Source organism: Citrobacter tructae, from assembly GCF_004684345.1.
GTDB lineage: Bacteria > Pseudomonadota > Gammaproteobacteria > Enterobacterales > Enterobacteriaceae > Citrobacter > Citrobacter tructae.
In genome coordinates this window covers 4,138,171-4,160,998 of sequence record NZ_CP038469.1, presented here as the reverse complement: position 1 = coordinate 4,160,998, position 22,828 = coordinate 4,138,171, and the positions used below count along the sequence as shown (strand labels likewise).

Sequence of the window (22,828 nt, the reverse complement as noted above, 5' to 3'; positions counted from 1 at the left end):
CTGATGGCGCTTCGCTAAGTATACCTGCTAAAAATTAGCTCCCCTGCATCGTGCGAATTCTTGCCGCATCTTCCCCTGGTGTCACACCGAAGTACCGCTTGAACTCCCGACTAAACTGCGAAGCGCTTTCATAGCCAACCCGCATTGCCGCCGCGCTGGCCTTCATGCCGTCGTGGATAATCATCATCCGCGCCTTATGCAGGCGGTAACTCTTCAGGTACTGTAGCGGCGAGGTGCTGGTCACCGATTTGAAATTATGATGAAACGCCGACACGCTCATATTGGCCTCTGCTGCCAGTTGTTCGACGTTGAGGTTCTCGGTGTACTTATTTTCGATTCGCTTCAGCACGCGACTGATCAAACTGAAATGCGTCTGGCGACTGACCAGCGCGAGCAATGCGCCACCCCGTGGACCAGTCAGCACATGGTAGAGGATCTCACGGATGATCTGTTTGCCCAGAATTCGCGCGTCCAGCGGGCGCTCCATCACATCCAGTAAACGCTCAGCCGCACAAAGAATCTCGTCAGAAAGCGTGGCAGAGTTAATCCCGCTCGCCGCCATTGAGGGCTGGAACAGTTCATCTTCGCCAATATCCATCAGTAGCTCCTGCAATTGCAGGATATCGACATTCAGGCGCATACCGGCCAGTGGAATTTCCGGTGTCGCATACGTTTCACATTCAAAGGGTAAAGGTACAGTGAGCAGCAGATATTCGTTGGCGTCATAACGAAATATGCGCTCATTGATATAACCAATTTTATGACCCGAGAAGAGCAATATGATGCCGGGCTGATACATCACCGGCGTGCGTAGCCCCGGTTCCGTGCCATACAGTAAACGCACATCCGGCAGCAACTCACTGAGTTTATTTTCATTGTTTTTCAGCTGCTTAATTTTATCTGTCAGCAGAAGGCAGATCTTATCACGGTTCATAGAACACCATTTCGTCATCGGATTGCAACACCAACAGTGTGCGCATTTTTATCCTTTTTCTCCAGCAGCCTGTAGAAATAGGCAAGACATTGGCAGAAATGAGCATTGAGAGGAACGCGTCTGACGACCACAATGTTCACCATCAGGCAGACACTCGCCTGCCCTCTTTTTTACCCACATAAGGGAACGAGCAATGAACAACTTTAATCTCCATACCCCGACCCGCATTCTGTTTGGTAAAGGCGCTATCGCTGAACTGCGCGATCAAATCCCTCAGGATGCTCGCGTGCTGATTACCTACGGCGGTGGCAGCGTGAAAAAAACCGGCGTTCTGGCACAGGTTCAGGATGCGCTGAAAGGCCTGGACGTGCTGGAGTTTGGCGGTATTGAACCGAACCCGGCTTATGAAACGCTAATGAACGCAGTAAAAATCGTGCGTGATGAGAAAGTGACGTTCCTGCTGGCGGTCGGCGGTGGTTCTGTTCTCGACGGCACCAAATTCATCGCCGCTGCAGCACAGTACGCTGACGGCATCGATCCATGGCGTATTCTGGAAACCCACGGCAATGACGTAAAAAGCGCCATCCCGATGGGTTCCGTATTAACCCTGCCAGCAACCGGCTCTGAATCTAACTCCGGCGCGGTAATTTCGCGTAAAACCACCGGCGATAAGCTGGCCTTTATGACCCCGTTTGTGCAGCCGGTTTTTGCCGTGCTGGATCCGGTTTACACCTACACCCTCCCGCCGCGTCAGGTGGCAAACGGTGTGGTGGACGCGTTCGTTCATACTGTTGAGCAGTATGTGACTTATCCGGTTGACGGGAAAATTCAGGATCGCTTTGCCGAAGGCATTCTGCTGACGCTTATCGAAGAAGGTCCGAAAGCATTACAGGAGCCGGAAAACTACAACGTGCGTGCGAACGTCATGTGGGCGGCAACCCAGGCACTGAACGGTTTGATTGGCGCGGGCGTACCGCAGGATTGGGCCACCCATATGCTGGGCCACGAACTGACCGCGATGCATGGTCTCGATCATGCCCAAACGTTGGCCATCGTTCTGCCTGCGTTGTGGAATGAAAAACGCGATACCAAACGTGCCAAATTGCTGCAATACGCAGAACGTATCTGGAATATCACCGAAGGAAGTGATGACCAGCGTATCGACGCCGCCATTGCCGCTACCCGCGCTTTCTTCGAACAAATGGGCGTACCCACTCGTCTGTCTGACTATGGCCTGGACGGTAGCTCCATCCCGGCGCTGCTGGAGAAACTGGAAGCACACGGTGGTACGAAACTGGGCGAACATCAGGACATTACGCTCGACGTCAGCCGCCGTATTTACGAAGCGGCGCACTAAGGTTTTTTCACCTCAGACTTTCGTTTTTGGGTATTTAGGCCAGACTTAAGTCACACTTGTGTCACCGGAGCGCGCTCCGGTGACAATAATCTAGGGGGGAATTATGACTAATCCAACCGTTATCAAACTACAGGATGGTAACGTGATGCCACAACTGGGCCTGGGGGTCTGGAAGGCAAGTAATGAGGAAGTAATCTCCGCAATCCATAAAGCGCTGGAAGTGGGTTATCGCTCTATCGATACCGCTGCCGCGTACAAAAATGAAGAAGGTGTCGGTAAAGCATTACGCGATTCGGGACTTCCCCGGGAAGACTTATTCATCACCACTAAACTGTGGAATGACGATCAGAAACGTCCCCGCGAAGCGTTGCTCGAAAGCATGGAGAAACTCCAGCTCGATTACCTCGATCTTTATCTCATGCACTGGCCTGTACCGGCGATCGACCATTATGTTGAAGCATGGGAAAACATGATCGACCTGCAAAAACAGGGGCTCATCAAAAGCATCGGCGTGTGCAACTTCCAGATCAATCATCTCCAGCGTCTGATGGATGAAACCGGCGTTGCGCCGGTCATTAACCAAATAGAACTTCACCCGCTACTGCAACAGCGGCAGCTTCATGCCTGGAACGCCACGCATAAAATACAGACCGAATCCTGGAGCCCGCTGGCACAGGGTGGCAAAGACGTATTCGATCAAAAGATAGTGCGCGACCTCGCCGAAAAATACGGTAAATCACCGGCGCAAATTGTCATTCGCTGGCACCTGGATAGCGGCCTTGTCGTGATCCCAAAATCGGTCACCCCCTCGCGCATCGCAGAGAACTTTGACGTCTGGGACTTCCGTCTGGACAAAGATGAATTAGGCGAAATGGCCAAACTCGACCAGGGTAAACGTCTGGGACCGGACCCTGACCAGTTCGGCGGCTAATCCTTTCTCTCCAGCCCGGCATCTACGTCGGGCTCTTCCTGCATGGAAACATCAAGAAACAATTAACTTACATTTATTGATGTATTTATTACAGTCACTGGAGCAGCATCACTAGGCATAACCTACTAATTATTAACTATATATATTCATTTAATGAATATATTCACAGCATCTATAGGTGCGTATCCGTGGCTGAGAAAAAAACTCAGGGCGTCAAATGGCTCCCATTAGCTCTAATAATATTAATTTCCGCCGGGCTCTGGCAGCTTACTCCACCTACGGGGTTAAGCGCTTCTGCCTGGCATTCGGCGATCATCTTCGTTGCCACTATCGCCTCCATTGTGGCAAAAGTTCTACCCATTGGCGCGGTCGGTATTATTGGCATAACTGTCTTTGCGCTCGCCTACGCTGCCGGGGATAAAACCGCCAGCGGAGCGATTACCACCGCACTGAGTGAACTGAACAGTTCGCTTATCTGGCTGATCGTCGTCGCCTTTATGATTGCCCGCGGGTTTATCAAAACTGGCCTCGGTCGACGCATCGCCCTGCAGATGATCCGCCTGCTCGGCAAGCGCACGCTCGGGCTCGCCTACGGCCTGGCGTTTGCCGACCTGATCCTCTCCCCCGCGATGCCCAGTAATACGGCGCGCTGCGGCGGCGTCATCTATCCGATTGCCGACTCACTGGCACGCAGTTTTCATTCCAATCCGGAAGATGAATCGCGCAGTAAAATAGGCACTTTCCTCATTACGTGTATTGGCAACGTCAACGATGTCACCGCCGCACTGTTTATGACCGGCTATACCGGCAACCTTCTGGCGGTAAAACTGGCGGCAAACGCTGGGGTCACGCTAACGTGGGGAAGCTGGTTTATGGCGGCGCTACTGCCGTGCATGGTGTCTTTGCTGCTGGTTCCGCTACTGGTGTACTGGCTGGTGCGCCCAGAAATCAAGCACACACCGGACGCCCCTAATCTGGCCCGTCAGGAACTGGCGGAAATGGGCAGCATGTCACGTGGCGAATGGTTAATGCTGGGAACCGTTGGCGTCCTGCTAGTGCTGTGGATTTTTGGCGATACACTAGGCGTCGACGCCACTACCGCTTCGTTTGTTGGGCTCTCTATTTTACTGCTCAGCGGCGTTTTGAGCTGGGAAGACGTCAAAAGCGAGAAAGGCGCGTGGGACACACTGATTTGGTTTGCCGCACTGCTGATGATGGCAAACCAGTTGAAGAAACTAGGTTTCACCACCTGGTTTGGCAATCTGATTGGCGATAGCCTCAGCAGTACCATGAGCGGTACCAGTTGGGTGGTCGTCCTGCTGCTGCTTAACGCCGCCTACTTCTACACCCACTACTTTTTTGCCAGCGGAAATGCGCAGATCGCCGCACTGTACGCCGTATTCCTTGGCGTCGGCCTGCATCTGAATATCCCGGCGGCTCCGACCGCATTAATGCTGGCCTTTACCAGCAGCCTGTACTGCTCTCTCACCCAGTACACACATGCGCGCGGCCCGATCCTGTTTGGTGCGGGGTATGTGCCAACGGGGGTCTGGTGGCGAACGGGATTTGTCGTCAGCTTATTTAATCAGGCCGTCTTTATTACCGTGGGCCTGATGTGGTGGAAGATGTTGGGTCTGTACTAAACTCACTGCGCCCTGATGAAATGTCTTATCCACGGAGAAAAGGAATGACCTGCATTTTCTGTCAAATTGTTGAAGGTAAAGCGCCCTGCCATAAGGTCTGGGAAGACGAGCACCATCTGGCTTTTCTGTCTATTTTCCCGAACACCGATGGCTTTACCGTGGTGATCCCGAAAAAGCACTACCCCAGCTATGCATTTGATATGCCGCCACAGGCGCTGGCGGACCTGATGCTGGCGACCCAAAAAGTGGCGAAAAAACTGGATAGCGCGTTTCCGGATGTCAGTCGTACGGGAATGTTCTTTGAAGGTTTTGGCGTGGATCATGTGCACAGCAAACTCAGCCCTATGCACGGCACAGGTGATCTGACGCTCTGGAAACCGATTGAATCACGGCAGAATAAATTTTTCGAACAGTATGAAGGATATTTGTCGTCACACGACCACGAGCGGGCAGACGATGAAAAGCTGGCCGCATTAGCGGCCAGAATTCGTGAAGCATAACGCGTCAATGTCATTGCCGGATAAAGTGACGCACCTTATCCGGTCTACGGTCTGGCATTAACGCCCCGCTACTTTCCCGCGTTTTTTATTCGCCGCAGGCGTCTGGCGCTGGTGCGCCACCGGCGTGTGCTTGGTCAGCGCCGGGCGAGTATGACGGTTCTGACGACGTGCTTCGCGCATCTCTTCCAGTGTAGGCGCCGGAACCAGGCATTCGCGACGGCCACCAATCAGATGCTTTTTACCCATGTCTTCCAGCGCTTGGCGGATTAACGGCCAGTTGGCGGGATCGTGATAACGCAGCAGCGCTTTATGCAAACGACGCTGCTTATCGCCTTTCGGCACCACCACATCTTCACTCTTATAACCAATTTTACCCAGCGGGTTTTTCCCGGTGTAATACATGGTTGTCGAGTTCGCCAGCGGCGATGGGTAGAAGTTCTGCACCTGATCCAAGCGGAAACGACGCTGTTTCAGCCACAGTGCCAGATTCACCATATCTTCATCACGCGTACCCGGGTGCGCGGAAATAAAGTACGGGATCAGATACTGCTCTTTCCCGGCCTGCTTCGAGTAGGTATCAAACAGCTCTTTAAAGCGGTCGTAGCTACCCATGCCCGGCTTCATCATCTTCGACAGCGGACCTTCTTCAGTGTGTTCCGGTGCAATCTTCAGATAGCCGCCGACGTGGTGGGTCGCCAGCTCTTTGATGTAGCGCGGATCCTCAACGGCGATGTCATAACGCACACCAGAAGCGATAAGGATCTTTTTAACACCTTTTAAATCACGCGCGCGGCGATAGAGATTGATCGTCGGTTCGTGGTTGGTATCCATATGTGGGCAGATGTCCGGATACACGCATGACAGACGACGGCAGGTTTGTTCCGCACGCGGCGACTTACAGCGCAGCATGTACATGTTGGCCGTTGGCCCACCCAGGTCGGAAATCACGCCGGTAAAGCCCGGAACAGTGTCACGAATCGCTTCGATCTCGTTGATGATCGAATCTTCCGAACGGCTCTGGATGATGCGCCCTTCGTGCTCGGTGATCGAACAGAAAGAACAGCCACCAAAGCAGCCGCGCATAATGTTGATTGAAAAACGGATCATCTCGTAGGCGGGAATACGGCTGTTGCCATACGCCGGATGCGGGACTCGCTTGTACGGCAGCGCGAAGACGCTATCCATCTCTTCAGTCGACAACGGGATCGCCGGCGGGTTAACCCAGATGTAGCGGTCGCCGTGTTTTTGCATCAGGGCACGCGCACAGCCAGGGTTGGTTTCATGGTGCAGAATGCGTGACGCATGGGCGTACAGCACTTTATCGCCCTTCACTTTCTCGAACGACGGCAACAGCACGTAGGTTTTTTCCCACGGCTTTGGCCGCGCTGGCTGAACGGTCACTGCCTTTGCTTCCTGCTTTTTAGGGGCAACAGGCTTGTTATCCGCACACGGTAAATCTTCACCATACGGATGCGGGATAGGGTCAATTTTCCCCGGCGTATCCAGACGTGTGGAATCCACACCACTCCAGCCAGGCAGCGCTTCTTTAACCATTATCGCGGTGTTACGCACGTCGCGGATCTGGTCGATGGTTTCGCCCATCGCCAGGCGGTGTGCGACTTCAACCAGCGGACGTTCACCGTTGCCGAACATCAGCATATCCGCTTTGGAATCCACTAGCACCGAGCGACGCACGGTATCAGACCAGTAATCGTAATGCGCGGTACGGCGCAGGCTGGCTTCAATGCCGCCAAGGATGACCGGCACATCTTTCCATGCTTCACGACAGCGCTGGGTATAAACCAGCGTGGCGCGGTCCGGGCGTTTACCGGCGACGTTGTCTGGCGTGTAGGCATCGTCATGGCGCAATCGGCGATCGGCTGTATAGCGGTTGATCATCGAGTCCATGTTACCGGCGGTCACACCGAAGAACAGGTTCGGTTTACCCAGGCGCATAAAGTCGTCTTTACTGTTCCAGTCCGGCTGAGCGATAATCCCGACGCGGAATCCCTGGGATTCCAGCATACGGCCACAAATAGCCATGCCGAAGCTAGGGTGATCGACATAGGCATCACCGGTAACCAGAATAATGTCGCAGCTATCCCAGCCAAGTTGGTCCATCTCTTCTCGCGACATCGGCAGAAACGGCGCGGGGCCAAAACAGGCGGCCCAGTACTGCGGCCAGGAGAAAAGGTCTCTGTCCGGTTGGATCAGGGATATTGCGCTCATAATGCTTCCAAAAATGGTAAAAAAATAATCAAAGGCCGGGGATTATACGCTTTATATCCGCCAGAAATGAAGCGGAGTCTGAGCCAGACGAGTAGAAAGTTAAATAAATTGTTAAATTTTACTACGCCAGCTTTTTTCTATCATAATTGACATCATGTCTTGCCAACAGGACCAAGTCTTTTGGCGGGGGATTTTCCATTGCAACACAACGAATCACTTAATATTTCCCAACTACGAGTTGTCGTTCATCTGTGTGGATTTCTGGTTCTCCTGTACAGCTTCTCTATGCTGCCACCGATGGTCATTGCCTTGTTGAACAAAGAGCGGAGCTTTTTCGCTTTTTTGAGCACGTTTACCGTTTTTTTTACCCTTGGCGGCGGCGCCTGGCTGGCAACAAAACACGCGGGTATTCAGCTGCGAACCCGGGATGGTTTCGTCATTATCGTTCTGTTCTGGCTGCTCTTTTCATTTATCAGCGCCATGCCGCTGTGGATGGAAGACGGGTTAAATCTCTCTTTTGCTGATGCCCTGTTTGAAGGCGTCTCCGGTATTACCACCACCGGGGCGACGGTCATTCACGATGTCGGCGCAATGCCCAGGTCATATCTGTATTATCGGGCTCAGCTCAATTTCATCGGTGGCCTGGGCGTCATTGTCCTCGCCGTTGCCGTCCTGCCGTTGCTGGGTATCGGCGGCATGAAGCTCTACCAGTCTGAAATGCCGGGTCCCTTTAAAGAAGAACGCCTGACCCCACGACTTGCCGATACCGCACGCACGCTGTGGCTAACCTATGTCACGCTGGGGCTTATCTGTACGTTGGCCTACTGGGTCGCCGGCATGTCGTTTTTCGATGCGTTGTGCCACGGGCTTTCGACAGTCTCCCTCGGCGGATTCTCTACCCGAAGCGAAAGTATTGGTTTTTATAACAGCCACGCCATTGAGCTTGTTGCCGGGCTATTTTCGCTGCTTTCCGCCTTTAACTTCACCCTCTGGTATGTCGCCATTGTGAAGCGGACCTTCAAGCCATTTCGCCGTAATGCCGAATTGCAGCTGTTTCTGATTATTGCCGTGATCCTTACCTTGATCGCCACCTGGCAAGTTTGGCGGGCGGATATGTACAATATAACGGACAGTCTGGTGCATGCTTTTTTTCTGGCAAGCTCAATGCTAACGGATAATGGCCTGTCGACTGCGGACTATGCGCAGTGGCCGTCGCACACTATCTTCATGTTACTTAGCGCCAGTTTCATCGGGGGGTGCGTGGGTTCAACTTGCGGGGGTATTAAGGCGCTGCGCTTTTTAATCATGTTCAAGCAGTGCCGGCAGGAATTACATCAACTGGCCCACCCTCGCGCGCTACTGAATATCAAAGTCGGTAATAGCGTGGTTAACGAGCGCGTGATCCGCTCGGTGTGGAGCTTCTTTTTTCTCTACGTGTTGTTTACCAGTTTTTTCGTCTGGGCACTCAATTTGATGGGTTACGATCTCTTCTCCTCTTTTGCCACCGTCGCAGCCTGCATCAATAATATGGGGCTGGGATTTGGCGTCACGGCGGTCACGTTTGGTACATTAAGCGAAGAGGCAAAACTGTTGATGTGCGCGGCAATGATCATGGGACGTCTGGAAATCTACCCCATTTTGATCCTTTTCTCGCGCATGTTCTGGCGGGCGTAACAGGATATCCGGCGCATTACGGCGCCGGGTTCACCAACATCTGTCCGATCGAGCCACGGTCGGCCATTTCCAGCGTCTGGCTGTTAAAGTAGAACGGGAAATGGGCCCAGGAAGGCTGTCCGTAATAAACCAGCAGTTCAACCTGTCCATCCACCCAGACGGTATCTTTCCAGCCCCGATCTTCCGGGAACGGCATCGCGCCATTCACGTTGCGGATCAGGAAAGAGACGCCTTCAATATGGAAAGACTGTGGCATATCCGCCCGCACCGTCCAGCGCTCCCAGGAGCCCTGCTGAGCGGTAATATCCATACGGTTTACATCCCACAACTGCCCGTTGATGCCAGGATCGTCATCAAGACTGATTTCACGACTGCGAATCGGAGAGCCGCTTAAAATTTCCGTTGGCAATAAACGCATCGGCAGACTGTCGGTCACCAGTGGCAGCAGCCCAGTCGGGCGCAGGGTCAGTACCAGCGTGGAGATCAGAATACTGGATGGCTCGAAGAATCCGCGGATCCGGTCGACAATGCTGGCCGCTTCACCGCAGGTGATCGACACTTCATCGCCGTTGGTCATATCCACCAGAATCTCACGACGCTCACCCGGCGCCAGCGAGAGTTGCTTCACCGAGACGGGGGCGGGTAAAAAGCCCTGATCGCCGGAAATCACATGCAGCGCGCGGCCATCGCTCATTTGTAGCTGGTAACGACGCGAGTTCGAGGCATTCAGTAAACGCAAACGCACCCAGCCGCGAGACACTTCCACATACGGGCTTTGCGCCCCGTTAACCAATAGCGTATCACCCACAAACCCGCCGCTACCCGGCTCGCTGTATTCCGGCGTACCAAAGTTATCCAGGCGCTTATCCTGAATAATGACCGGGAAATCATCAACACCATAATGATTGGGAATCGGCAGAGATTTACTCACTTCATCTTCAATCAGCCACATACCGGCCAGACCGTTATAGACTTGCTGCGCGGTACGGTTCGGCGTATTAGCGTGATACCACAACGTGGCGGCGCTCTGGCGAATGGGCAGCACCGGCGCCCAGTCCGCATTCGGCGACATCATGCGTGCCGGACCGCCCATCAGTGGGCCAGGAACCTGCAACCCAGCGATGGTCATTGAGACATTCTCGGTCAGACGGTTGCTGTAGATAAGCTTGACGTCATCCCCTTTCCAGACACGGATGGTCGGCCCCAGGTAGCGCCCGTTAATCCCCCAGACAGGTGCGCGGGTGCCTGGCGTAAAGGACCAGTGAGCGCGTTGCAGGGTCATAAATAGCGGCTGCCCCCGACGGGACTCCAGCAGTGGCGGAACGGGTAGCGGTTGTTGCTGACCGGCAGCATTAGCCTTCAGCGGAACAGCACCTGCACACAGTGCAATCCCCGATGTCTGAATGAACTGACGCCGACTGAGTGACATATAAGCTCCATGTAAAACTGGCTATTAACACGCAGGAAAGCATTTCCTGTAACAAACTCGAATGGCGCGAATCAAACCTTACCGGCAGCTTCCCGCTCGGCAACTTCTTTGTCGAGTTCGGCGATTTTTTGTTCCATCAGCGTACGGCAATGTGCTGCCAGTTCACGAACCTGATCCTTACCAAAGTGGCTGATATCCACTGGCGGCAACATCTCGACGATCGCCAGACCGTTATTTAATCGGTTAAGTTTAATCTTATTCGAGGTCGTAGAAACGCATACCGGAATCACCGGCACACCCGCAGCAATTGCCGCATGAAACGCGCCGGTTTTAAACGGCAGCAAGCCACGACCACGGCTACGCGTTCCTTCCGGGAACATCCAGATGGAAATGCGACGTTTTTTAAAATGATTAACCACCGCCGCAATGGTGCTGTGCGCTTTGGCTCGATTGTTTCTGTCAATCAACAGGTTACCGGTAAGCCAGTACAGCAGGCCGAAGAATGGGATCCACAGCAGACTTTTTTTACCGACTGTTACCGTCGGTGGCTGCACGATTTTCGCCGCGGTAACCATGTCATAGTTATTCTGGTGGTTACAAATATAGATAGCGTTGCCATAGTCCTTTGCATCAGGCGGCATACGGCATTCAACCTTCAGACCGTAAAGGGGAGCCAGTCGACTAAACATATGGCCAAACGTCGAAACGTGTTTTGGATTTCGTGGGCTGAACAGACAGTATATACAACCAAATACACAGACCAGAATGCAGTAAATAACAGTAATGAATAAACGAAAAATATATAGCATAACAACCTCTAAGGCCTAAGAGCCTGGCATTTTACGTCACCTGATGCAGAACCCTGCGTCAGGTTAGGGCTTTGTTAAGAGCGGCTCTCTGGAAAAGCGTATTGTTAATCGCAATGCACGAATAAACAACGGTTTCACGGGAATTTTTAACGTTGACCCTCCCTACGTAAAAGCAGGGAGGGTCAGACGACAGCGCTATTCTTCGCTATCGCCCTGGCTGGCACGTCGGGGCGAGTCAATCTCAATACGGTCGATACGCTGCAAACCGCGCATCAGCGTACCGCGACGACCACGCTCACCGGTCACCTTCTGCAGTTCTTCAGGACGCAGTTTAATTTTGCGTTTACCGACGTGGAGAGTCAGCGTACTTTGCGGCGGCAGCACATAGAGGTGCGCCAGTCCATCATCACCTTTCGCCGCTTCCGCAGAAGGAATGTTGATGATCTTGTTCCCTTTCCCTTTTGACAATTGCGGCAGGTCACTGACCGGGAACATCAGCATACGTCCGGCATGAGTGATCGCCAGCAGCATGTCGTTTTCATCTTTAAGCACCACCGGCGGCATCACATGCGCGTTCTCCGGTAATGTAATCAACGCCTTACCTGCGCGGTTACGCGCCACTAAGTCATTAAAGGTGCAGACGAATCCGTAACCAGCGTCTGACGCCATCAGCAGTTTCTGGTCATCGCCTTCCATCAGCATGTGCTCAACCGTCGCCCCCGGTGGCAGCGTAAGCTTACCGGTCAGCGGTTCACCCTGACCACGCGCCGACGGCAGTGTAATCGGGTCGATGGCATAGCTGCGCCCGGTCGAGTCAACGAACACCACCGGCTGGTTACTCTTGCCTTTCACCGCCGCCTTATAGCTGTCGCCCGCTTTATAGCTTAACCCTGGCGCATCTATGTCGTGACCTTTGGCGCTACGCACCCAGCCGCTTTGGGACAGTACAATGGTGACCGGCTCAGACGGCAGCATGTCGTGCTCACTCATCGCCTTGGCTTCTTCACGCTCTTTCAGCGGAGAACGGCGATCGTCGCCATACGCATCTGAGTCAGCCTGCAGCTCTTTCTTCAGCAAGTTACTCATTTTGCGTTCGGAGGCCAGAATGCCCTGCAGCTGATCGCGTTCTTTCGCCAGTTCGTCCTGCTCGCCACGGATTTTGATCTCTTCCAGTTTGGCAAGATGGCGCAATTTCAGTTCGAGGATGGCTTCAGCCTGGGTTTCAGAAATGCCAAACCGCGACATCAACTCAGGCTTAGGTTCATCTTCATGACGAATGATTTCAATCACTTCGTCAATGTTGAGGAACGCCACCAGCAAACCTTCGAGGATGTGCAGGCGCTTGAGGACTTTTTCCAGACGGTAGTTCAGGCGACGACGCACGGTATCGCGGCGGAACGCCAACCATTCGGTGAGGATCTCCAGCAGGTTTTTCACCGCCGGACGACCGTCGAGGCCAATCATGTTCAGGTTGATGCGGTAGCTTTTTTCCAGATCGGTAGTGGCAAACAGGTGATTCATCACCTGCTCCATGTCCACACGGTTGGAGCGCGGCACGATCACCAGACGGGTCGGGTTTTCGTGATCCGACTCGTCGCGCAGATCATCTACCATCGGCAGCTTTTTATTGCGCATCTGGGCGGCAATCTGCTCCAGCACTTTGGCACCGGAAACCTGATGCGGCAGCGCGGAAATCACCACCGCGCCGTCCTCTTTGGTCCATACCGCACGCATGCGTACGGAACCACGCCCGTTTTCGTAAATTTTACGAATTTCCGTGCGTGGGGTAATGATCTCCGCTTCAGTCGGGTAATCCGGCCCCTGGACGATATCCAGCAACTGATCCAGCGTCGTTTTCGGCTGCTCAATCAGCGTAATCGCCGCTTTCGCCACTTCACGCAGGTTATGTGGCGGAATGTCTGTTGCCATCCCGACCGCAATACCCGTGGTGCCGTTCAGCAAAATATTCGGCAGGCGCGCAGGCAGCATCTTCGGCTCCTGCATGGTGCCGTCGAAGTTTGGCACCCAGTCCGAGGTTCCCTGACCGAGTTCCCCCAGCAGGAGTTCCGCATATTTAGACAAGCGAGATTCGGTATAACGCATCGCCGCGAACGATTTCGGGTCGTCCGGTGCCCCCCAGTTCCCCTGCCCGTCAACCAGCGGATAACGGTAAGAAAACGGCTGCGCCATCAGCACCATGGCTTCATAGCAAGCGCTATCGCCGTGCGGGTGGTATTTACCCAGCACGTCGCCGACGGTACGGGCGGATTTTTTAAATTTGGCGCTGGCGTTCAGCCCCAGTTCGGACATCGCGTAAACGATGCGACGCTGAACGGGTTTCAGACCATCACCAATAAACGGCAACGCCCTGTCCATGATGACGTACATGGAATAGTTCAGATAGGCGTTTTCCGTGAATTCATGCAGCGCAAGGCGCTCTGCCATATCGCTCATTAATCGTGGTTCCTCAACTGTTAGCCCGAACAATACCCGGTATTCGTCAGGCAATATTGCCGCAGATACTACCCTATCTGGCGAGTTGAGTCACAAAGTTCAGTGGTTTTGCCGCCACGGATAAGCAGCGGCGAAAATCACCTCACTCCCCGGTTCTTAATGCGCCCGGATATAGAGTTCTTTGCTGTACACATAGTCCTGTGGATTTTGCACCGGAAAACCGCCCACATAGGGTTTGAGCAATTTAATCAACGGCTGGTAGTAGATGGGAATAACGGGAGCTTGCTGATTAATCATCTCTTCCGCCTGTGCGTACAGCTGGTTGCGCTGTGCGGCGTCGGGCGTGCGGGCAGCCTGTTTCAGCAGCGCGTCATACTGCGCGTCGTGCCACTGTCCAACATTCTCTGCATTCCCAGACTGCAATGTGTTCAAAAACGTTGACGCCTCATTGTATGTCGCATCCCACGACTGGCGAGACAACATGAAATCCCCTTCGCGCCTTGCATCCAGGTACGTTTTCCACTCCATAGTGCGCAGCTTAACATCCGCGCCAAGCCATTTTTTCCACTCAGAGGATAAAGCAATGGCCGTTTTCTCATGTAGATCGTACTTATTGTAAAACAGCTCAAACGTCAGAGGATGCTGCTCGTCAAACCCGGCCTGTTTCAACAATGCTTTCGCCTCAGCAATCCTCTCACTCATCGGAGCCTGGAGATCGCTTAGCACCGGCGGTTTAAAACCGGCAACCTGCGGCGGCGTTAGCGTCGTCGCGGGGGTGCGAAGCCCGAGCACTTTCTCAGCTATGAGTTGTCGGTCGGCGGTTAAGTACAGTGCCCGACGCACCCGGACATCGTTAAACGGGGCTTTGCGGGTATTGAAGTTGTAATACTCGCTGTTCAGACGGGGGATCACCCGTAGCTCACCCGGCAGATTTTTCTCTATCGCCGGAATTTGCTGAGTTGGAACCCAGGTGAGATCAACCTCGCCAGCACGATAACGGTTATATCCCGTGACGGCGTTATCCAGGGCCAGATATTCTACCTGCTGTAAAACGGTATGCTGCGCATCACGATAGCGCGGATTTTTACGCGCCACGATTTTCTCGTTCACTACCCATTTGTCCAGCACAAATGCGCCATTGGAAACCAGGTGCTCAGGCTTGCTCCACGCATCGCCATATTGCGAAATGGTATGCTGCGGCACGGGGAATAACGTGGGCCATGCCAGCATGGTGGTAAACCACGGCACCGCTTGTTCAAGTGAAACCTCAAGCGTCTGATCGTCCACCGCCCTCACACCCAGCGTGCTGACAGGCGATTTACCGTCAACAATCGCCTGCGCATTTTTAATATGCGCCGCCGCCAGGTATCCGGCAAATGGGCTGAGGGTATGTGGGTCAACCGCTCGCTGCCAGCCCGCCACAAAATCCTGCGCCGTCAGCGCGACACCGTCTGACCATTGCAGACCTTTGCGCAGGTGGAAAATATAGCGTTTCCCCTCCTCTAAAACGTCCCAACTCTCGGCCTGAGCGGGCTGCACTTTCCCCTCGCCATCCATCCAGACCAGGCCTTCGAAAAGATCGAGTACTATTTGCGCGGCGGTATTTTCTTCCACTTTTTGCGGATCAAGAGTGCCCGGATCGCTGTGGTTGTTGTAGCGGAAAATTTGTTGTGCAGCGAGTGACGTTCCGTCAGGGATCGTTGCGGCAAAAAGAGAGGGACTGCACATCAGGCTGACCAGCCATAATAATGGACGCGTTTTCATGATATCTCTGTGAGTAAAAATGACTCCGCCACTTTACATGTTACTGGTGTTTACAGGCTGATTTACATCACATTTAGGAATAAAGGAAAGGGCCACGAGTGCGGCCCTGATGAGGATTATTTAGCAACTTTGGTAATCTGTTTCACATCAATTTCTACGGAGTTCCAGTCTTTATCCACTTCACCCTGGATTTCAACCACATCCTGCGGGCCAACGGTCACACCGTTCCAGCGTTTGTGGTCAATATCCACGTTCACCGTGCCAGTCGCATCTTTAAACAGGTACAGATCGTCGGAAATACGCTCGACGATGTTCCCGCGCAGAGTTACCCAAGTATCATCACGCAGCGATTTTGCACTTTCTACCGTCGTGCTGCTGCCGTTCGGGCCAATAAATCCACCCGTTTGGCTTTGCGTCGCCGTCGGGCCAGAGAAGCCGCCCTGCTGCGCTGCCAGAACAGGTGCGGAACACAATGCCATCACGGCAACCATTGCAGCTAATTTTTTCATCTTCATGTCTCCCTTATCATGTTGTTTCACGACTATTTAATAAGTTAATCCTTAACAACTTCTTAAGGCAAAAAAAGATTCTTTTTTGCTGTACATCTCCGGTTGCCACAAGGTTTACTGACAGGCAACAGAGTGAGCGCAGGGAAGAAAATATGCGTATTTTACTGGTAGAAGATGACGCGTTGATTGGCGACGGCCTGAAAACGGGTCTGAGTAAAATGGGTTTCAGCGTCGACTGGTTTACCGAAGGTCGCCAGGGTAAAGAGGCGCTTTACAGTGCACCTTATGATGCGGTGATCCTCGACCTGACGCTGCCGGGCATCGACGGGCGCGATATCCTGCGCGAATGGCGCACAAAAGGAAAACAGGAGCCAGTGCTGATTTTAACCGCGCGCGATGCGCTGGCCGAACGAGTGGAAGGTCTGCGCCTCGGCGCGGATGACTATCTGTGTAAACCTTTTGCGTTAATTGAAGTTGCCGCCCGACTGGAAGCGCTGGTACGCCGCGCCAGCGGCCAGGCCACCAGCGAGCTGCGCCACGGTCAGGTAACGCTTAATCCCGGCGCGCTGGTCGCCACGCTCGCGGGCGAGCCGTTGTCGCTCAAGCCAAAAGAGTTCGCGCTGCTGGAACTACTAATGCGCAATAAAGGGCGCGTATTGCCCCGCAAACACATTGAAGAAAAACTGTATAACTGGGATGAAAACGTCTCCAGTAATGCGGTTGAGGTGCACGTCCATCACTTACGCCGTAAGCTCGGCAGTGATTTTATCCGTACTGTGCATGGTATTGGTTACACCCTGGGTGATGCATGAAACTCACACAACGCCTCAGCCTGCGCGTCAGGCTAACGCTTATCTTCATCATTTTGGTTTTAGTAACCTGGCTGATCTCCAGTTTTGTCGCCTGGAAACAAACCACTGATAACGTGGACGAGATGTTTGACACGCAGTTGATGCTATTTGCCAAACGGCTGGTCACGCTGGATCTTGATGAACTAAAAGCCTCTGAGCGCATTGCCCAGACACCAAAAAAGTTCAAACATGGCCATATTGACGACGATGTGCTGACCTTTGCAGTCTACACGCCGGACGGAAAAATGGTCCTTCATGACGGTGACAATGGTCAGTACATCCCCTATAGCTATCGTCGGGAAGGGTTTGACGACGGCTATCTGAACGGCGATAACGACAAATGGCGCTTTATCTGGCTGACTTCAGCGGATAAAAAGTACCGGGTCGTGGTCGGTCAAGAGTGGGAATACCGCGAAGATATGGCTCTGGCGATCGTGACGGCTCAATTGGTGCCGTGGCTGGTCGCCCTACCTCTGATGCTGCTGATCCTGATTGTACTGTTAAGCCTTGAACTTAAACCGCTGAAAAAGCTGGCGCAGGCTTTGCGTTTGCGGGATCCGGAATCTGAAGAGCCGCTGAGCCTAAAAGGTATTCCTGGCGAGGTTCGTCCGTTGGTTGAGTCGCTCAATCAACTTTTTACACGTATTCATACCACCATGGTACGCGAGCGGCGCTTTACCTCTGATGCCGCTCACGAACTGCGTAGTCCATTGACTGCACTGAAGGTACAGACCGAAGTCGCGCAACTGTCCGACGATGATCCGCAGGCACGACAAAAAGCGTTAATGCAGATGCAGACGGGAATTGACCGTGCCACGCGCCTGGTCGATCAGTTACTGACGCTTTCGCGTCTCGACTCACTGAACAATCTTCAGGATGTCGCCAATATCTCACTCGAAGAGCTACTGCAATCCGCCGTCATGGATATCTACCACCCGGCGCAGCAGGCACACATCGACGTGCGCCTGCAGATTAACGCCCACGATATTAAACGCACCGGTCAACCCCTGTTGCTCAGCTTGATGGTTCGCAATCTGCTGGATAATGCGATCCGCTACAGTCCGCAGGGTAGCGTCGTGGAAGTCACGCTCAACAACCGAGATTTCAGCGTCAAAGATAACGGCCCGGGCGTGGCGTCAGAGGTTCTTGAGCACATTGGTGAACGCTTCTATCGCCCACCGGGACAACACGCAACCGGTAGTGGGCTGGGCCTGTCTATCGTCCGACGTATTGCGACCTTACACGGCATGTCCGTGTCATTCACCAACGCTACGGAAGGCGGATTTGAAGCCAAAATCAGCTGGTAGCGACGAATTGTTGCGCTATCAGCAAAAGACTTTGCACATTTTGCTAATTTCACCGCACCGATCATCAGCGTAAAATCGCCCTCAAACGTTATTCTTTGAGGGCACAACATGAGCAACATTCTGATTATTAATGGTGCAAAAAAATTCGGTCATTCCAATGGTCAACTGAATGACACCCTGACCGAGGTCGCGGACGGTATCCTGCGCGACCTCGGGCATGATGTTAAAGTCGTACGCGCAGACAGCGATTATGACGTACAAGCAGAAGTGCAGAACTTTGTCTGGGCTGATACGGTTATCTGGCAAATGCCGGGTTGGTGGATGGGCGCGCCGTGGACGGTGAAAAAATACATCGATGATGTGTTCACCGCAGGGCACGGTACGCTGTATGCCAGCGATGGCCGCACACGTTCAGATGCCACTAAAAAATACGGTTCCGGCGGGTTAATTCAGGGCAAAAAATACATGCTGTCGCTGACCTGGAACGCACCGATGGAAGCCTTTACTGATAAAGATCAGTTCTTCCACGGCGTCGGTGTTGATGGCGTTTATCTGCCGTTCCATAAAGCAAACCAGTTTTTGGGTATGGAAGCGCTGCCGACCTTTATCACCAATGACGTGATTAAAATGCCGGATGTCCCGCGTTATATCGCAGAATATCGCAAGCATCTGACCGAGATTTTTGGTTAACTGGTTACCTGGAATTAGAAGGAGTTAACCATGCTTACCGTTATTGCAGAAATCCGTACACGTCCAGGTCAACATCACCGCCAGGCGGTCCTGGATCAGTTTGCTAAAATCGTTCCAACCGTCCTGAAGGAAGAAGGCTGCCACGGCTATGCGCCGATGGTCGATCATGCCGCAGGTGTGAGTTTTCAGACCACAGCGCCGGATTCAATCGTGATGATTGAACAGTGGGAAAGCATTGCGCATCTTGAAGCGCATTTGCAAACCCCGCATATGAAAGCTTACAGCGAAGCCGTAAAAGGTGATGTGCTGGACATGAGCATTCGTATTCTGGAGTCAGGCATTTAAGGTTGTCGATTTGCCGGATGAAGCGTTTACGCCACCATCCGGCAATCCACCACCAATTACCCTTCGAGATCTGCCAGGTCGCCTTTCTCTTGCAACCAGTTACGGCGATCTTCAGAGCGCTTCTTCGCCAGCAGCATATCCATCATGGCGTTGGTACGCTGATCGTCTTCATCATCAATGATGAGCTGCACCAGGCGACGGGTGTTCGGATCCAGCGTGGTTTCGCGCAGCTGCATCGGGTTCATTTCACCCAGACCTTTAAAGCGCTGTACGTTAGGTTTGCCCTTCTTGCGCTTCAACTGTTCCAGTACGCCCGCTTTCTCTTCTTCCGTTAGCGCGTAATATACCTCTTTGCCGAGGTCGATACGGTACAACGGCGGCAGAGCCACGTAGACGTGTCCGTGTTTCACCAGCGTGCGGAAGTGCTTCACAAACAGCGCACACAGCAGCGTGGCGATGTGCAGACCATCGGAGTCCGCATCCGCCAGAATACAGATCTTGCCGTAACGAAGTTGGCTTAGATCGTCGCTATCAGGATCAATGCCGATCGCCACCGAAATATCGTGGACTTCCTGAGAGGCCAGCACTTCATCAGAAGAGACTTCCCAGGTGTTAAGGATCTTACCTTTCAGCGGCATGATCGCCTGATACTCACGATCGCGCGCCTGCTTGGCCGATCCGCCCGCCGAGTCACCTTCCACCAGGAACAGTTCGGTGCGGTTAAGATCCTGCGCGGTGCAGTCCGCCAGTTTACCCGGCAGCGCCGGACCGCTGGTCAGTTTTTTACGCACCACTTTTTTCGCCGCACGCAGACGACGCTGCGCGCTGGAAATCGCCATCTCAGCCAGCAGCTCTGCTGATTGCACGTTCTGGTTCAGCCACAGGCTGAAGGCATCTTTCACCACGCCAGAAACAAACGCCGCACACTGACGCGAAGACAGACGCTCTTTAGTTTGGCCGGCAAACTGCGGATCCTGCATCTTCACGGACAAAACGTACGCGCAACGATCCCAGATATCTTCAGCAGACAACTTCACGCCGCGCGGCAAGATATTGCGGTATTCGCAGAACTCACGCATCGCATCCAGCAGGCCCTGACGCAGGCCGTTGACATGCGTACCGCCCTGCATGGTCGGGATCAGGTTAACGTAGCTTTCGGTCAGCAGCTCACCGCCTTCCGGCAGCCACAGCAGCGCCCAATCCACCGCCTCCGTATCACCGGAGAAAGTCCCCACAAACGGTTTTTCCGGCAGTAACGGCAGACCGTTCACCGCTTCGCTCAGGTAATCTGTCAGGCCATCGGCGTAGCGCCAGGTCTGTTCGGTATCGTTGACCTTATCCTTAAAGATGATTTCAACACCCGGACAGAGTACCGCTTTGGCTTTCAGCAGATGACTCAGGCGAGAAGCGGAGAAACGCGGGCTGTCGAAGAAGCTTTCATCCGGCCAGAAGTGTACGCTGGTCCCGGTGTTGCGTTTACCGCAGGTGCCGGAAACGTGCAGGTCTTCGACCTTTTCACCGTGTTCAAAGGCGATACTGTGGATCTGGCCATCGCGACGAACAGCCACTTCAACACGCTTTGACAGGGCGTTAACCACGGAAATCCCCACGCCGTGCAGACCGCCGGAAAACTGGTAGTTTTTGTTAGAAAACTTCCCCCCAGCGTGCAAACGACAAAGGATCAGCTCAATAGCCGGTACGCCCTCTTCCGGATGGATATCGACGGGCATACCACGTCCGTCATCAATGACTTCCAGTGATTGATCGGCATGGAGGATCACCTCGACACGTTTCGCGTGCCCGGCCAGCGCTTCGTCCACGCTGTTATCAATAACTTCCTGGCCCATATGGTTTGGGCGAGTCGTATCTGTGTACATCCCCGGGCGGCGGCGAACCGGCTCAAGCCCAGTGAGTACCTCAATGGCATCAGCGTTATAAGTTTGCGTCATGGTTTAAATTAGCAATTCGAATTGATCGTCAGAAACTGTGCAGTCCAAGGAAATCGACAATCTGGTTGAAATAATCTTCGAAGCCCGTGAATGCGTGGTTTCCGCCCTCAATAACTGTTTGACGGCAGGAGGCGTAATACGCCACCGCCTGGCGGTAGTCCAACACTTCATCACCCGTTTGTTGCAGCAACCAGAGCAAATCCGGCGCTTCCAGCGGGTCAATCTGCATGACTTTAAGATCGTAAATATGGCGAGACTCTAGCACATATTGCTGCCCCGTGTAGGGGTTCTCGTTTTGGCCGAGGTAGTCAACCAACAGTTCGTATGGCCGCACAGCAGGATTCACCACCACCGCAGGCAACATAAAACATTGCGACAGCCAAGTGGCGTAATAACCACCCAAAGAAGACCCCACGATCCCCAGCGACTCTCCGCCATGCTCGAGGACTATCGATTCCAGCATCTCCGCCGCCTGGGCAGGATACGGAGGCAACTGCGGTACAATCATCTCAACGTGCGGGTGGTGCTCAGCCAGCCAGTTTTTCAGCTGGCATGCCTTCGCTGAGCGAGGGGAGCTGTTAAATCCGTGTAGATAGAGGAGCGTAGACATCAGTAGCCTTCTGAAGCGGTATCAGGGTGGAACCGATTTCCCGGCAGACGGCACACCTGAGTGTGCAGCGTACCATCAGCAAAAAGCTCCAGCGTACGCCAGCCGGGGCTAATGGTATCTAACGTAAAGTTGGCGCAATGCGGTTTGAACTGCACGCATGTCGACGGCGTCGCCAGCAGGCGGCGACCGTTCCAGTCAAGATCCAGCTCCTGATGAATATGCCCACACAGCAGATACTTCACGCGCGGGTAGTTCACCAACACGTTGTCCAGCTCAGCGGCATTGCGCAAGCTGTGCTGATCGAGCCAGCTGCATCCCGCAGGCAGTGGATGGTGATGCAAAAGCAGCAAGGTATTGCGCTCAGGCGCATCGGCAAGTTTACGCTCCAGCCATTCAAGCTGGAATTCGCTTAATTCTCCGTGGGGAACGCCAAAAACCTGGCTATCCAGCAGCAGAATTTGCCACTGTTCGCCAATAAAGACGCGTTTAGCAGGAGAAATTCCGGCGTCCTGAAGGGCACTGTACATTGCAGGTTGAAAATCGTGATTACCGGGCAGCCAGACGCAAGGCGCACGAAAGCTTGCGATGCCCTCAGCAAAATGCTGATAAGCCGCAGCGGATTGATCCTGCGCCAGATCTCCAGTCGCCACGATCAGATCGTAGTCGGGCGACTCAGCATGTATGGCGTCCAGTACGGACTGATAGCTATCCCAGGTGTTTACACCCAGCAGCGTTTCATGCTTTTCGGCAAACAGGTGAGTGTCTGTAATTTGTAAGATCCTGACTCTGGCCTCACCAGCCAAAGGAAGGGTTAACAGGCTTTCCAAATGGTGTCCTTAGGTT

Annotated in this window: 19 protein-coding genes; 9 read left to right on the top strand and 10 right to left on the bottom strand. The window is 53.5% G+C overall.

Features of this window, described 5'->3' with window-relative positions; translation table 11 throughout:
• Positions 1–34 precede the first annotated feature (34 nt).
• Positions 35–934, bottom strand: coding sequence for an AraC family transcriptional regulator (locus E4Z61_RS20595; RefSeq protein WP_167817570.1), 900 nt, complete (start codon positions 932–934; stop codon positions 35–37).
• A gap of 193 nt (positions 935–1,127) precedes the next feature.
• Here E4Z61_RS20595 and yqhD point away from each other — a divergent pair, with 193 nt between their 5' ends.
• The 4 genes from yqhD to E4Z61_RS20575 all read left to right on the top strand — a co-directional run bounded on the left by yqhD (position 1,128) and on the right by E4Z61_RS20575 (position 5,365).
• On the top strand, positions 1,128–2,291 hold the full coding sequence (gene yqhD / locus E4Z61_RS20590; RefSeq protein ID WP_135324331.1) for an alcohol dehydrogenase: 1,164 nt from the start codon (positions 1,128–1,130) through the stop codon (positions 2,289–2,291).
• Between the two features lie 103 nt (positions 2,292–2,394).
• Complete coding sequence (gene dkgA, locus E4Z61_RS20585; protein ID WP_135324330.1) at positions 2,395–3,222, top strand: 2,5-didehydrogluconate reductase DkgA; 828 nt, start codon at positions 2,395–2,397, stop codon at positions 3,220–3,222.
• A gap of 188 nt (positions 3,223–3,410) precedes the next feature.
• The gene (locus tag E4Z61_RS20580) at positions 3,411–4,865 is read left to right on the top strand and encodes a DASS family sodium-coupled anion symporter (protein ID WP_135324329.1); all 1,455 of its coding nucleotides are present in this window, start codon (positions 3,411–3,413) and stop codon (positions 4,863–4,865) included.
• Positions 4,866–4,909: 44 nt separating this feature from the next.
• Positions 4,910–5,365, top strand: a complete 456-nt coding sequence (locus E4Z61_RS20575) for an HIT family protein (protein WP_135324328.1) — start codon at positions 4,910–4,912, stop codon at positions 5,363–5,365.
• Positions 5,366–5,422: 57 nt separating this feature from the next.
• Here the strand turns inward: E4Z61_RS20575 and E4Z61_RS20570 are convergent, their stop codons facing one another.
• On the bottom strand, positions 5,423–7,594 hold the full coding sequence (locus tag E4Z61_RS20570) for a YgiQ family radical SAM protein (RefSeq protein ID WP_135324327.1): 2,172 nt from the start codon (positions 7,592–7,594) through the stop codon (positions 5,423–5,425).
• Positions 7,595–7,792: 198 nt separating this feature from the next.
• Here E4Z61_RS20570 and E4Z61_RS20565 point away from each other — a divergent pair, with 198 nt between their 5' ends.
• Positions 7,793–9,268, top strand: coding sequence for a TrkH family potassium uptake protein (locus tag E4Z61_RS20565; RefSeq protein WP_135324326.1), 1,476 nt, complete (start codon positions 7,793–7,795; stop codon positions 9,266–9,268).
• Between the two features lie 16 nt (positions 9,269–9,284).
• Here the strand turns inward: E4Z61_RS20565 and ftsP are convergent, their stop codons facing one another.
• The 5 genes from ftsP to E4Z61_RS20540 form a co-directional block, all read right to left on the bottom strand.
• On the bottom strand, positions 9,285–10,697 hold the full coding sequence (gene ftsP / locus E4Z61_RS20560; RefSeq protein ID WP_135324325.1) for a cell division protein FtsP: 1,413 nt from the start codon (positions 10,695–10,697) through the stop codon (positions 9,285–9,287).
• 71 nt (positions 10,698–10,768) lie between these two features.
• On the bottom strand, positions 10,769–11,506 hold the full coding sequence (plsC, locus tag E4Z61_RS20555) for a 1-acylglycerol-3-phosphate O-acyltransferase (protein ID WP_135324324.1): 738 nt from the start codon (positions 11,504–11,506) through the stop codon (positions 10,769–10,771).
• Positions 11,507–11,701: 195 nt separating this feature from the next.
• Entirely contained in the window at positions 11,702–13,960 is a 2,259-nt protein-coding gene (gene parC / locus E4Z61_RS20550; RefSeq protein ID WP_135324323.1) for a DNA topoisomerase IV subunit A, read from the bottom strand.
• 156 nt (positions 13,961–14,116) lie between these two features.
• Complete coding sequence (locus tag E4Z61_RS20545; RefSeq protein WP_135324322.1) at positions 14,117–15,724, bottom strand: ABC transporter substrate-binding protein; 1,608 nt, start codon at positions 15,722–15,724, stop codon at positions 14,117–14,119.
• A 116-nt stretch (positions 15,725–15,840) separates the two neighbouring features.
• Positions 15,841–16,233 (bottom strand): YgiW/YdeI family stress tolerance OB fold protein, encoded by a 393-nt coding sequence (locus tag E4Z61_RS20540; protein ID WP_135324321.1) that lies wholly within the window; start codon positions 16,231–16,233, stop codon positions 15,841–15,843.
• Between the two features lie 152 nt (positions 16,234–16,385).
• On the opposite strand from E4Z61_RS20540, the gene qseB reads away from it, so the two are divergent.
• The 4 genes from qseB to E4Z61_RS20520 all read left to right on the top strand — a co-directional run bounded on the left by qseB (position 16,386) and on the right by E4Z61_RS20520 (position 19,426).
• Positions 16,386–17,045 (top strand): quorum sensing response regulator transcription factor QseB, encoded by a 660-nt coding sequence (qseB, locus tag E4Z61_RS20535; protein WP_135324320.1) that lies wholly within the window; start codon positions 16,386–16,388, stop codon positions 17,043–17,045.
• Positions 17,042–18,391: a quorum sensing histidine kinase QseC gene (gene qseC / locus E4Z61_RS20530; RefSeq protein WP_135324319.1), complete on the top strand. Its 1,350-nt coding sequence runs from the start codon at positions 17,042–17,044 to the stop codon at positions 18,389–18,391. Before qseB ends, qseC begins: the two co-directional genes overlap by 4 nt.
• A 108-nt stretch (positions 18,392–18,499) precedes the next feature.
• Complete coding sequence (locus E4Z61_RS20525; protein WP_135324318.1) at positions 18,500–19,081, top strand: NAD(P)H-dependent oxidoreductase; 582 nt, start codon at positions 18,500–18,502, stop codon at positions 19,079–19,081.
• A gap of 30 nt (positions 19,082–19,111) precedes the next feature.
• Positions 19,112–19,426 (top strand): putative quinol monooxygenase, encoded by a 315-nt coding sequence (locus tag E4Z61_RS20520; protein ID WP_096755653.1) that lies wholly within the window; start codon positions 19,112–19,114, stop codon positions 19,424–19,426.
• A 56-nt stretch (positions 19,427–19,482) separates the two neighbouring features.
• Here the strand turns inward: E4Z61_RS20520 and parE are convergent, their stop codons facing one another.
• Genes parE through cpdA form a run of 3 tightly spaced genes read right to left on the bottom strand, consistent with a single transcriptional unit; the run spans position 19,483 to position 22,812 of the window.
• Entirely contained in the window at positions 19,483–21,375 is a 1,893-nt protein-coding gene (gene parE / locus E4Z61_RS20515; protein WP_135324317.1) for a DNA topoisomerase IV subunit B, read from the bottom strand.
• Positions 21,376–21,403: 28 nt separating this feature from the next.
• On the bottom strand, positions 21,404–21,985 hold the full coding sequence (gene yqiA, locus E4Z61_RS20510) for an esterase YqiA (protein ID WP_135324316.1): 582 nt from the start codon (positions 21,983–21,985) through the stop codon (positions 21,404–21,406).
• On the bottom strand, positions 21,985–22,812 hold the full coding sequence (gene cpdA, locus E4Z61_RS20505) for a 3',5'-cyclic-AMP phosphodiesterase (RefSeq protein WP_135324315.1): 828 nt from the start codon (positions 22,810–22,812) through the stop codon (positions 21,985–21,987). Before cpdA ends, yqiA begins: the two co-directional genes overlap by 1 nt.
• Positions 22,813–22,828: the final 16 nt, after the last annotated feature.